The organism is Ureibacillus sp. MALMAid1270, from assembly GCF_049202975.1.
Classification (GTDB): domain Bacteria; phylum Bacillota; class Bacilli; order Bacillales_A; family Planococcaceae; genus Ureibacillus.
The window spans coordinates 1-12,145 of record NZ_JBMIRP010000099.1 but is presented as its reverse complement, the minus strand read 5'-3'; the positions used below and the strand labels follow the sequence as shown (position 1 = coordinate 12,145).

Annotated in this window: 11 protein-coding genes and 2 pseudogenes; 10 read left to right on the top strand and 3 right to left on the bottom strand. The window is 38.2% G+C overall.

The window, feature by feature from the left end; translation table 11 throughout:
* The first annotated feature begins 257 nt into the window (after positions 1-257).
* The 6 genes from ACOQFO_RS16800 (at position 258) to ACOQFO_RS16775 (ending at position 5,972) form a co-directional block, all read left to right on the top strand.
* Positions 258-1,049 carry a DUF3388 domain-containing protein gene (locus ACOQFO_RS16800; RefSeq protein WP_421690829.1) on the top strand — a complete coding sequence of 264 codons (792 nt, stop codon included), beginning with the start codon at positions 258-260 and terminating at the stop codon, positions 1,047-1,049.
* A 78-nt stretch (positions 1,050-1,127) separates the two neighbouring features.
* Positions 1,128-2,051, top strand: a complete 924-nt coding sequence (locus ACOQFO_RS16795) for a RodZ domain-containing protein (RefSeq protein ID WP_421690828.1) — start codon at positions 1,128-1,130, stop codon at positions 2,049-2,051.
* Positions 2,052-3,175: 1,124 nt separating this feature from the next.
* A complete protein-coding gene (pgsA, locus tag ACOQFO_RS16790; RefSeq protein ID WP_421690827.1) occupies positions 3,176-3,757 on the top strand; it encodes a CDP-diacylglycerol--glycerol-3-phosphate 3-phosphatidyltransferase in 582 nt (193 codons plus the stop codon).
* 138 nt (positions 3,758-3,895) lie between these two features.
* Entirely contained in the window at positions 3,896-5,152 is a 1,257-nt protein-coding gene (locus tag ACOQFO_RS16785) for a competence/damage-inducible protein A (protein ID WP_421690826.1), read from the top strand.
* 224 nt (positions 5,153-5,376) lie between these two features.
* On the top strand, positions 5,377-5,586 hold the full coding sequence (locus tag ACOQFO_RS16780; RefSeq protein ID WP_421690825.1) for a hypothetical protein: 210 nt from the start codon (positions 5,377-5,379) through the stop codon (positions 5,584-5,586).
* Positions 5,583-5,972 carry a hypothetical protein gene (locus ACOQFO_RS16775; protein WP_421690824.1) on the top strand — a complete coding sequence of 130 codons (390 nt, stop codon included), beginning with the start codon at positions 5,583-5,585 and terminating at the stop codon, positions 5,970-5,972. Before ACOQFO_RS16780 ends, ACOQFO_RS16775 begins: the two co-directional genes overlap by 4 nt.
* 169 nt (positions 5,973-6,141) lie before the next feature.
* On the opposite strand, the gene ACOQFO_RS16770 is transcribed toward ACOQFO_RS16775, so the two are convergent.
* The 3 genes from ACOQFO_RS16770 to ACOQFO_RS16760 form a co-directional block, all read right to left on the bottom strand.
* Positions 6,142-6,522, bottom strand: a complete 381-nt coding sequence (locus ACOQFO_RS16770) for a hypothetical protein (RefSeq protein ID WP_421690823.1) — start codon at positions 6,520-6,522, stop codon at positions 6,142-6,144.
* 49 nt (positions 6,523-6,571) lie between these two features.
* Complete coding sequence (locus tag ACOQFO_RS16765; protein WP_421690822.1) at positions 6,572-6,955, bottom strand: hypothetical protein; 384 nt, start codon at positions 6,953-6,955, stop codon at positions 6,572-6,574.
* Positions 6,956-7,090: 135 nt separating this feature from the next.
* Positions 7,091-7,708 (bottom strand): hypothetical protein, encoded by a 618-nt coding sequence (locus ACOQFO_RS16760; protein WP_421690821.1) that lies wholly within the window; start codon positions 7,706-7,708, stop codon positions 7,091-7,093.
* A 313-nt stretch (positions 7,709-8,021) separates the two neighbouring features.
* Between ACOQFO_RS16760 and ACOQFO_RS16755 the strand changes: the two are divergent.
* The 4 genes and pseudogenes from ACOQFO_RS16755 to ACOQFO_RS16740 form a co-directional block, all read left to right on the top strand.
* Positions 8,022-8,525 (top strand): annotated as a pseudogene (locus tag ACOQFO_RS16755) (ATPase domain-containing protein); the annotation flags it as partial.
* Positions 8,526-9,293: 768 nt separating this feature from the next.
* Entirely contained in the window at positions 9,294-10,787 is a 1,494-nt protein-coding gene (ltrA, locus tag ACOQFO_RS16750) for a group II intron reverse transcriptase/maturase (RefSeq protein WP_421690820.1), read from the top strand.
* Entirely contained in the window at positions 10,784-11,170 is a 387-nt protein-coding gene (locus ACOQFO_RS16745) for an HNH endonuclease (RefSeq protein ID WP_421690819.1), read from the top strand. Before ltrA ends, ACOQFO_RS16745 begins: the two co-directional genes overlap by 4 nt.
* Positions 11,171-11,265: 95 nt before the next feature.
* A pseudogene (locus tag ACOQFO_RS16740) lies at positions 11,266-11,832 on the top strand (DNA recombination/repair protein RecA); the annotation flags it as partial.
* Positions 11,833-12,145 lie beyond the last annotated feature (313 nt).

The window sequence follows — 12,145 nt, the reverse complement described above, 5'->3', positions numbered from 1 at the left end:
TTACCCTTCTCACTTCATGTGAGGCCTCATATGTTTCTTGTAAAAGGAGGCTTTGTCCTCCTTTTCTTTTACTAACACCATGACAATTAATGGAAATTTTACACAGTATAATATATGAATCTATCTTTCTACATAAAGTGGGAAAATTATTTAGGAAGATTTTTGTCGTTTTGCAACTTTTCAATACATAGAAAATCCGCTATGATGAAACTATTAATATAATTTTTCGTTTCAATAGTAAGGGGACGATTTTTTTTATGAGTGAATGGTATTTTGAATATGAGATTCAAGTGAATCGTCCAGGGTTATTAGGTGATATCGCGTCACTACTTGGTATGCTTAGAGTCAATATAGTATCCATTAATGGGGTCGATGAAGGTCGTCGTGGAATGCTTTTAAATGCTGAAACTGAAGATTCCATTGAACGATTTATTTCTATTGTGTCTACAATGGAAAACATTCATGTTACAAAATTTCGTCAACCAAAAATTCGCGATCGCCTAGCTGTAAGACACGGCCGCTACATCCAAAGAGATGTAGATGAAAAAAATACTTTCCGATTTGTTCGTACAGAACTAGGTATTCTTGTTGATTTCATGGCGGAACTTTTCAAAATGGAAGGACACAAACTAATCGGAATCCGTGGTATGCCAAGGGTTGGTAAAACGGAATCGGTAGTAGCTGCCAGCGTCTGTGCCAACAAAAAGTGGATTTTCTTATCATCTACAATGATTAAGCAAACACTCCGCAACAAACTCATTGGTGATGAGTTCAGTGACAATAATATTTTTATTCTAGATGGTGCAGTAACACGTAATAGTAACGACGAAGGACATTTACGTCTCGTTCGTGAAATCATGAAAATGCCAACCATCAAAGTAATTGAACATCCAGATATGTTTGTCCAAATATCAGAATATAAAATAGAAGATTTTGACTATATCATTGAATTACGACACGATCCAAATGAAGAAATCACTTATGACATAATGGAAAAAAATCAAATGATGTCTCAAACGGACAATTTTTTCGGAGGATTTAATTTTTAGTAGTTGATTATGAAATTGGCGCTAGTTGGCCAAATAAGCTAAAGCGAAATTTGATTACAGTAAAAGAAGGTGAGAAAAGTGACGGAGCTCGGTACTCGACTGAAAGAAGCCAGATTATCTAAAGGATACAGCTTAGATGATTTACAAGAAATTACAAAAATTCAGAAACGATATTTGGTGGGCATCGAAGAGGGCAATTATTCAATTATGCCAGGTACTTTTTACGTACGCGCATTTATAAAACAGTATGCAGAAGCAGTAGGATTAAAGTCAGAAGAACTTTTAGAACAATATAAAAATGAAGTTCCGAGCACGACTCCTGAAGAGGTAACTCAATCTGTTCCTTATACTCCAACACGCAGAAACTCTAGATCATCAGGAAAAATGATGGAAACTGCACCAAAAATTATAGTGGCATTATTTATCATCGTGATCATAGCGGTTATTTGGTTCCTCTACTCTCAAAAGGTACAAAACATACCTGAAGATGAACAAGTAGATGAAACACAATTTGAATACGATCAAAAACCGACCCCAACACCAAATGAAAATGACGAAACTTCTGGTTCTACTACAGATGAAGGCGAAGCAACTGACGAAGAAACAGATACTGAAGAGCCTGTGGAAGAAGAACCTGCTGAAGAACAATCCATCAAAGTTTCTGAAACAAGAACAGAAGCAGACGGAAGTATCACTACAGTGAATGAACTTTCTAACACAGAAACACTCAATATTAAAGTTGTCGTTTCAGGTGATACATGGGTTGGTATCCAAGACGCAAACCGAGCTGAACAAATTACAGCTGACGTATACGGTGCTGGCGATGAAGTCACATTCGACGCAACAGCAAATGGATACGCACGAATTCGCCTTGGTAACGCAAACAACGCAAAAATCTTTATCAACGACATCGAAGTACCATACACAACAAACCCACAAGAACGTGGCAAAAGTGTACAAAACATGATCTTTAAGTTCGCGGAAGAAGCGGCGCAGGAGTAATTAGCTTAATGAAAAGCGGTCTTATGGACAGGAAGAGCGGGAAAAGTGAATGAAGTGTCCATGTGAAGTGGTCTCATGGACGAAACAAGTGGGAAAAGTGAATGAAGTGTCCATGTGAAGTGGTCTCATGGACGAAATAAGTGGGAAAAGTGTTTGAAGTGTCCATGAGAAGGGCTCTAATGGACAAAATGAGTGGGAAAAGTGTTTGAAGTGTCCATGAGAAAGGCTCTCATGGACAAAATGAGCGGGAAAAGTGAATGAAGTGTCCATGTAAAGTGGTCTCATGGACGAAACAAGTGGGAAAAGTGAATGAAGTGTCCATGAGAAGGGCTCTCATGGACAAAATGAGCGGGAAAAGTGAATGAAGTGTCCATGTGAAGTGGTCTCATGGACGAAACAAGTGGGAAAAGTGTTTGAAGTGTCCATGAGAAGGGCTCTCATGGACAAAATGAGCGCGAAAAGTGAATGAAGTGTCCATGAGAATGGCTCTAATGGACAAAACAAGTGAAAAAAGTGGCTAAAGTGTCCATAGGAAGGACTCTTATGGACAAAACACCCATAAAAAGTAACTAAAATGTCCATTAACATGTCTTTTATGGACATTAGGGTTAGAAAAAGCCGTGCAAATGTCCATTAACTAGTCCATTATGGACAATTCACACTGAAAATTTAGTTGAATTGTCCAATAACATCACTTTAATGGACGAAACTAGCTCGAAAATGGGCCAAAATGTCCATTAACTAGTCCATTATGGACAATTCACACCGAAAATTTAGTTGAATTGTCCAATAACATCACTTTAATGGACAAAACGAGCTCGAAATCCGGCTGAAGTGTCCATTAACTAATCCTTAATAGACAATTCACACCCAGCAACCCACTAAACCGTCCATTACCGCCGCCAAACCCAAGCCAATAACCCAACAACCCAATAACCCAATAACCCAACAACCCAAACCCTAAAATAATATTACATACTTATAAACTAACCGTGATTTGTGGAAACTGTATGTAACTGCAGTAAGTCACTCAACTATTTACGAACGAATACTTGAAGAAAGGCTGTGCAGAAAAATTGCTTTCTGGACAGCCGTTTTTTTAGAAATGAAAGGTGTTTTTTTACATGAATTTACCAAATAAAATAACAGTTTCGCGAATCATCTTAATCCCTATCTTTGTCATTGTCATGATCTATGACTTTGGCTGGGGAGAAATGAATTTATTCGGCGCAGACATGCCAGTCGAACATTTTGTAGGGGGATTAATATTCATCATCGCCTCTTGTACAGACTGGATTGACGGCCACTTCGCGAGAAAATACAATTTAGTTACCAACCTAGGGAAGTTTCTAGATCCTTTAGCAGATAAACTATTAGTATCCGCTGCCTTTATCGTGTTAGTCGAACTCGGCTATGCACCAAGCTGGATCATCATTGTCATCATTAGCCGTGAGTTTGCGGTCACAGGCTTACGTGCAATCCTTGCTGCAGAAGGCGGAGAAGTTGTCGCTGCAAGTAACCTAGGAAAAATCAAAACATGGGCACAAATCGTTGCGATCGCTTCCTTATTATTGCACAACACATTCTTCGTGATGTTCGGTATTCCATTTGACATGATCATGCTTTACATCGCACTAATCTTCACAGTTTGGTCTGGCTGGGACTACTTCTGGAAGAACAGAATGATTTTTGTAAACTCGAAATAACTCTAAACCACCTCGGGATTCAATAATGAATTCCGATTTTTTTATTTTCTCCCTAAGAATGAAACCAAAAAACAATCCGTAAAATATACAATCAGTTATAATAAAGGAAATAAATCCAAAAAAAGCGGGGGACCAGTGATGAATGCAGAGATTATTGCAGTGGGATCTGAATTGTTGTTAGGGCAAATTGCGAATACGAATGCGAAATTTATTTCAAGCCAACTTTCTGAACTAGGGATAAATGTTTACTTCCATACGGTGGTGGGTGATAACGCAAACCGCCTGCAAAATGCTATAAAAATCGCGGAAGAAAGAGCCGACCTCATCATATTCTCGGGTGGACTTGGCCCTACAAAAGACGACTTAACAAAAGAAACGATTGCCAAACATTTAGGCGTGCCTCTCGCTTTTGATCACGAAGCACTCACTTATATCGAGGAATTTTTCGCGAGATACGGCCGTCCAATGACTGAAAATAATAAAAAACAGGCCCTCGTTCTCGAAGGGTGTAAAGTTCTAAAAAACCATCATGGCATGGCGCCTGGTATGTTACTCGATAAAGACAATCGCACCTACATATTGCTACCTGGCCCTCCAAAAGAACTCGAGCCAATGTTCCAATTTGAAGCAAAACCACTCCTTGCCAAAAAAGTCAGCGATGGGGGCATGATTGTTTCCCACGTTCTCAGATTTTACGGCATTGGAGAAGCCGAGCTAGAAGTACAAGTTCAAGACATTTTGGACAATCAAACTAACCCAACTGTTGCGCCGCTTGCATCTGACGGGGAAGTAACCCTACGCATAACAGCAAAAGCACAGTCAGAAGAGGAAGCTTGGAAACTTATCAACGCAAAAAAAGCAGAAATCCAAGCAATCGTTGGCCAATATCAATACGGTGTGGATGATGATTCATTAACTTCAAAAACCGTGGAAATGCTTCTGCACAACAAGCTTACAATCGCAGCAGCTGAAAGTTTAACTGCTGGGCTGTTCCAATCCGAATTAGCAGAAATTCCTGGCGTAAGTGGAACGCTTGTCGGCGGATTCGTCACGTACACGGAACAAGCAAAAGTAAATCAACTTGGAATCGAACAAGCCTTACTTGAGCAACATGGGATTGTAAGTAGCGAATGCGCGGCTAGCATGGCGGCAAATGCTCGTAAAATTATGGGTACCGACATCGGCATCGGCCTAACAGGTGCAGCTGGTCCCGACTCACATGACGGCCAACCTGCAGGTACAATTTGGATCGGTTTTGCAATCGGAGATGACGAACCGGTAACGCACAAACTACAACTTTCTGGCATGCGCAACACAAATCGCCTACGCGCGGTGAAATTTGCGTGCAGTTATTTAATGAGGTTATTAGAGGAGAAAGGTTACAAGCGAGTTTAGATATAGTAGTCTCTTTTTTAAAACATTTACCTTATATAATGGTTAGAAAAATAAAAGACATTACATAACTTTTGTAATGTCTTTTACCATTTAATAATAAGATTCATTAAGCAGCTTAGTGACAAGCTTATTTTTGACTAGACTACTTCATACTTGGTAATAATATATTGCAAACAAAATTATGTACAAATTTACCAAATTATAGTAATGTGGAGGTGTAAAGGATGGAAAGTAGCAATCGTAAGGAGGTAAAAGATATGGTATCAGATACACTTGTGAGACTAAACGACATTGAAATTGAAGAAGTTTTTGCAGAACGTGCTACAAATAAAGACCGTAGAATATTAAGTGGAAAAGAACTTGCAAATGAAGCGAAAAGAGACCTAGATCAATATATGAAATTATTTGGCTTGGAGGATTTAGAAGACAAATGACGATGAAAGATCAGATTGAAAACGCCATAGATAAAATTTCAGCTATAAAAGGAGTTGGGATGGAGCCGATGTATTTAATGTTGGACGTCCTAGCTCTTTATTCTGTATATAGTGACAGATTCAATATAGTAGTTGACGAGGTAATAAAAGCAATTGAAATGATTGTAAACAACCCTTCTCTTGGACAACAATTAGATTTCAGTTTAAGTGATTACAAGTCTTATCACTTTTCAAGTCCTGGACAATTGTTAAAAGTCGGTGAATTGCCAGAAGAAGATATGAGAATTGCTCATAGGTACATGAAATCTAATAAATTAGTTGAAGTTTTAGGATTTGGGCATCGATATTTACCTAAAGTTTATGATGAACATGGCAATGAACAATAGTATTTATAAAACTCTACGCAAGAGAATTAGTAAATAGTTTAGGTATACATATATCCAAGTCAGATGATTGATAAGATTAGGATACAAACCCGTATAACATAATAAAGGTAGTCTACAGGATGAATGAACCTTTCACACCTTGCAGACTGCCTATTTATTTTATCTCATCTTACTCACCCGGCAAATACCCAACAACCTCACCAGTTTCCGAATCAACAAGTATTTCCGGAGTCCCAACCAAGGTACTTGCTACATCAACAAAAGAAACCTCCAAAACTTCCTCCCCCAAATAAGACTCATCAAACAGCTCATAGTGTTCGCCAACCTCAACAACCTGAACTTCCGCACTCTGCCAATCTCCCTCAGCGTGTTTGTCCCAGCCCATTTCCAAGATATAATCCCATGCTATCTTTCTGGCTTCATTATATTCATCGGACACGATTCCATTTTCTATGTTGGTTCCATCATCAACTTTCGGATCCGCAGAACATCCAACTAGCAAAATCAACAACAAAACCGCAAAAGCATTGCGAAGTACTGCCTTTGTCATCGGCATCCCGCCTCCTTTACATATTAGACCCTTTTAAAAAATATTAGTTTCAATTGCTCTTTAAATGACGTGAGCTGGGATTGCATTGGCTGATAAGTACCTCAGGTTGGCTGATTTCCCGCAGAACTTGGCTGATATCTCCAGGCAAAAGTTCATCTTGGCTTATAAGTAACCTGATTTGGCTGATAAGTACCTCAGGTTGGCTGATTTCCTGTAGAATTTGGCTGATATCTCCAGGCAAAAGTTTAACTTGGCTGATAAGGAACCTGATTTGGCTGATAAGTACCTCAGGTTGGCTGATTTCCTGTAGAATTTGGCTGATATCTCCAGGCAAAAGTTCATCATGGCTGATAAGGAACCTGATTTGGCTGATAAGTACCTCAGGTTGGCTGATTTCCTGTAGAACTTGGCTATCCACAAGTCGAATGAACAATTCGACCTCACTCCGTGAATATTACGTGCATATATTTGATGCGAGTACTGTAGGAGAGATGCGGTATGCACGGTCCATCAGATATATTATTTCAAAATAAAAGCGCCGTCCTAAAAAAGGATCGACGCTCATCCGTTAATCTTCTGATACAAACTCGATTGAATCTAACGCTTTCAATACATAATCTTCATAACCTAATTTCTCTGAATCAAAAATGTATGCACTGATGTAATGAGTTTTTCCTTCAAATGTTTTAGCGGCAAAATAGATTATATGTCCTGGCGCAGTCATCTTATATAGAACATCAAATTTAGTTGAATCGACTTTATGAAGTTCATGATTAGCTTCAAGTCCTGTCATTGTTACATTACTTCGCATGTTCATTTCGATCATTTCTTCGCTATCTTCTTTTAGTGCATTCTCAAAATAGAAACGAGTTCCTTCATATTCTTCTTTTCCCGTAACTGAGACAGAATAGGAAGCGACATCTCCACTTTGATTAGCACTATTTCCATCACGATAACTGTAGTCTGACGGTAAAATCATCTTTATATTTGTATTGTTGATCTTCACGAAATCAACATCTGTTTCAATGACTTCTTCACCATTTAATGTATAGACAAGCTCTTTTTGGGGAGTTTGATCTAAGCCTTCTTCGGATTTCTGTTCTTGTTCTGTTGCGGTGTTCTCGTTTGTACATGCAGCTAGTGTCATAGCGGCAATTACACTTAAATAAAGCAATGATTTTTTCATTTGGTTTCTCCCTTGGTGTCAATGTGCTCATCTGATTATACTAATCTAATAAACCATCCACCCATTATAGTTGATAGATAGGGAAATGAAAACTAAAAAATGGAAAAACTATTATTAACATATAAAAATGGTGAGAAATGAAGTTCAGGAAAACTACTTCAAAATTCAAATTTGGATACACTTTTAGTATCCAAAAAATTAATTTGGCCGAAAATCGAAAATATGTTCGGTTTTTCTTGAATCTTTCTCAAAAAAGAAGTATAGTAGAGACATAAGAAAAACAGATTCATTTTCTAATTAAGGAGGAAATTTTTTGAGCGATCGTAAAGCGGCCTTAGATATGGCGTTAAAACAAATTGAAAAACAATTCGGTAAAGGTTCCATCATGAAACTTGGTGAGAAATCTGACCTTCAAATTGAAACAATCTCAAGTGGTTCATTAGCACTTGATGCAGCACTTGGTGTTGGTGGATACCCTAAAGGAAGAATCATCGAAATCTACGGACCAGAATCTTCAGGTAAAACAACAGTTGCACTTCATGCCATCGCGGAAGCACAGAAAAAAGGTGGACAAGCAGCATTCATAGACGCCGAGCATGCCCTGGACCCAGTTTATGCACAAAAATTAGGCGTAAATATTGATGAATTAATCCTTTCTCAACCTGACACAGGTGAGCAAGCACTTGAAATCGCTGAAGCACTAGTACGTAGTGGTGCGATTGACGTTATCGTAATTGACTCTGTTGCTGCATTAGTACCAAAAGCAGAGATCGAAGGCGAAATGGGTGACTCTCATATGGGTCTACAAGCTCGTTTAAGTGTGACACGTTGCTAATTGAAAAGATTAGCCACTAATCAGTTATGAATTTGAGACTACGAATCTATATGATTCCATAATTCTTAGGTGGTTATATAATTCTAACTGTTAGGAGAACTGATATTTCGAGAGATGGAATGACGGGGTAACGCCCTGAAACGTCTCCCCTAATACTACGGTGTGCATGATTAGAGGTAAGAATAATCATGTGCAAAGCCCGTTGAAGTCGGCTGAAAGTTGTCGAAGTGGCTTACGAAAGCAAACCGAAAGCTGTCCAGAGGTGGATGGTGCAACTGATAGGTCGGGGGTCTATAAAACACCTATGGTGAGAATGTTCCCTTAGCTTACTGGAACTGACGAACTACCGAATGTACGAGCCTAAAGGCTGAACAGTAGAAATGCTGTTGTCATCAATTGGATGACGTTCGTGGGGTTGAGTAAAACTTTAATCTATGAAAAACCCTATAATGTTACAGGCATTATCAAGCGAACAGGCTTAAAGGTAGCACCTAAGGGTGTATGCAAAGATAGGAATATCGGAACGTGGAAAGCAACGAACATGGAGAGACTTACCATCTATGAAGTGTTGGTATGGAAAGGATTTTATCTATAACATACCTTAATCGTTGTGAGAGTAGTGGCACAGTACCGTTAAAGCAGTGATAATAAGCTGTGGAGGGATAGCCACAAGTCAATGAACTTATATTAGAAGAAATTAATGTATGATTGAAGGTTCGAGTAAGAAGAAAAAGAGGTGAACCTGTACTATTGGGGAAACCGACTTCACTACCAGAGAACCCGAGAAAGAAATCTGAACTTAGATTTTCAGAATACTATCAAACACAAGATATGTATGATGAACTATATAGGTTAAGTAAAGAAAATAAACACTTTACTAATTTATATAACCTCATAATTGATGAGAGAAATATCATCAGAGCATACAGGGCAATGAAAACAAATAAAGGTGCTAAGACAGCGGGAACAGATGGTAAGACAATCCATGACATTAAAAATCTAACGGAAAGCGAAGTAGTTAATCTCGTCAGAAATAAGCTGGCAGACTACAAACCTCAATCAGTTAGACGAGTCATGATACCAAAACCTAATGGGAAATTAAGACCTTTAGGAATTCCTACAATTAGTGATAGGTTGGTACAGCAATGTATTCTACAGATCTTGAAGCCAATCGTTGAAGCAAAGTTACACCCACACAATTATGGATTTAGAGATAATAGGTCAGCCCATCATGCTATAGCGAGGGTACACCATATGGTACACCAATCGCAAATAACGTATGTAGTTGATGTAGATATTAAATCGTTTTTCGATAACGTAGACCATAATATCCTAATCAAACAAGTGTGGAACATGGGTATAAGGGATAAACGAGTTATTAGTATACTCAAGAAGCTCCTAAAAGCCCCAATAGAGGGAGAAGGGATTCCGAACAAAGGCACACCACAGGGAGGAATAATCAGCCCACTATTGAGTAATATTTATCTAAACGATTTGGACTGGTGGGTTTCCTCACAATGGGAAACATATCAGTCGAGACATGAATACTCATCACATTCTAAAAAGTACAGAGCATTGAAAACTACAAACATGAAAGAAATATGGATTGTAAGGTATGCTGACGACTTTAAAATCTTATGTAGGTATTACCCAACAGCCGTTAAAACCTTTCATGCAACCAGAGATTGGCTGAGGAAAAGGTTACGGTTAGATATTAGCCCTGAAAAGTCAAAGATAGTAAACATGAAAACTAATTATACAGAATTCTTAGGTTTCAAAATCAAAACAGTTCTCAAAAAGGGGAAATGGGTAGTTAAATCTTATATGTGTGATAAAGCTAAACAAAAAATTCTTAAAGATTTAAGACAACAAATAAAATCCATACAAAGATGTAAACCTGAGAATGTCAATTTCCAGGTTGGGAAATACAACAGTATGGTACTTGGCTATCACAACTACTACAAAGTGGCTACACACATAAATAAAGATATGTGTGAAATAGAATATAAGATACTTCCTGCAATCAAAAGTAGGTTAAAGGATATTATCTCTCTAAAGAAAGGTCTAACAGATGACAAATCCTACAAGAAACTCTATCCTGATTACATCAAAACATACAGGATATATCATGTAGGAAAAAGAGCCCTATATCCAATTGGTGGCGTAAAAACCAAACCACCAATGAACTTTAATCAAAATACTTGCGATTATACAATTGAGGGTAGAAAGTATCAGCAGATATGAGAATTGTGGAATATTTAGTTAGAAACCCTAATCCAAAAGAGACTGTGGAATATAACGATAATAGAGTCAGCCTATACGTTGCTCAAAATGGTAAGTGTAGAATAACAGGCAAGTTTTTAACAATAGATGAAATAGCCTGTCATCACAAAAAACCAAGAGCTTTAGGCGGATCTGACAAATACAACAATCTGGTGATCCTACACAAATCAGTTCATAAATTAATTCATGCAACAAGAGAAGAGACAATTAAGGAGTTATCAAAAGAGCTTCTCCAATTATATGAACTGCATGGTAGGAAGAAACCGAAAAAGAAACCGAGCGAAATCATACAATTAATAAATCAATACCGAAAAATGGTAGGAAATACATTGATTACTTCTTAATATAAGTCATGATGGAACGCCGTATGATGGGAAACTGTCACGTACGGTGTGGAGTGGGGGAAAAGACGGAGATAACATCAAACTCTTACCTATCACTATTGTCTCAAGCTTTACGTAAACTTGGCGGTGTTATTAACAAATCAAACACATTGGCAATCTTCATCAACCAAGTTCGTGAAAAAATCGGTGTAATGTTTGGTAACCCTGAAACAACCCCTGGTGGACGCGCGCTTAAATTCTACTCTTCTGTTCGTTTAGAAGTTCGTCGTGCGGAAACAATCAAACAAGGTAGCGACATGGTTGGTAACAAAACAAAAATTAAAGTAGTTAAAAACAAAGTAGCTCCTCCATTCCGTACTGCTGAAGTTGACATCATGTACGGTGAAGGGATTTCTAAAGTTGGGGAAATCGTTGATATCGGTGCAGAATTTGACATCATTCAAAAGAGTGGTTCTTGGTACTCTTACGGGGACGAGCGTATCGGCCAAGGTCGTGAAAACGTAAAACAATTCCTTAAAGAAAACCCTGCTATCCAACAAGAAATCGAAGGCAAAATCCGTGAATCTCTAGGCATGGTAGCTGGCTCTTACACAATCGCAGCTCATGACGAAGACGATGAAGAAATGCCAGAAGAATTAGCATTATTATTAGACGAAGAATAATAAACACATCAAACCCTTTCTCCAGTTTTATTTGGAGTTTGGGTTTTTTTAATGAAATTTATAAATTAACCAAGCTTTCTTAACGTACAATGAGTACGGAATGGTAAAAAATCCTGAGAGCTTAGATGATTTCGAGAAAACGTAAGGAGATGGGGAAATGAAATCTTTCAAAGTAAGCCCGAAATAAAAAATATCGCACGTCTTCTGGTACGCACGACGAATAGCCTTCAATCCAATGTTTTTTTGGATTGAAGGCTATTATTTTGCACAAGCTACTTGAATCGATTTTGACCAAGGCATATAGTCTTGTAAA

Excerpts from the sequence above, each read along its gene's own strand:
- ACOQFO_RS16800 (WP_421690829.1), top strand. The coding sequence starts at position 258 with ATGAGTGAATGGTATTTTGAATATGAGATTCAAGTGAATCGTCCAGGG.
- pgsA (WP_421690827.1), top strand. The coding sequence starts at position 3,176 with ATGAATTTACCAAATAAAATAACAGTTTCGCGAATCATCTTAATCCCT.
- ACOQFO_RS16785 (WP_421690826.1), top strand. The coding sequence starts at position 3,896 with ATGAATGCAGAGATTATTGCAGTGGGATCTGAATTGTTGTTAGGGCAA.
- ACOQFO_RS16780 (WP_421690825.1), top strand. The coding sequence starts at position 5,377 with ATGGAAAGTAGCAATCGTAAGGAGGTAAAAGATATGGTATCAGATACA.
- ACOQFO_RS16775 (WP_421690824.1), top strand. The coding sequence starts at position 5,583 with ATGACGATGAAAGATCAGATTGAAAACGCCATAGATAAAATTTCAGCT.
- ACOQFO_RS16770 (WP_421690823.1), bottom strand. The coding sequence starts at position 6,522 with ATGACAAAGGCAGTACTTCGCAATGCTTTTGCGGTTTTGTTGTTGATT.
- ACOQFO_RS16760 (WP_421690821.1), bottom strand. The coding sequence starts at position 7,708 with ATGAAAAAATCATTGCTTTATTTAAGTGTAATTGCCGCTATGACACTA.
- ACOQFO_RS16745 (WP_421690819.1), top strand. The coding sequence starts at position 10,784 with ATGAGAATTGTGGAATATTTAGTTAGAAACCCTAATCCAAAAGAGACT.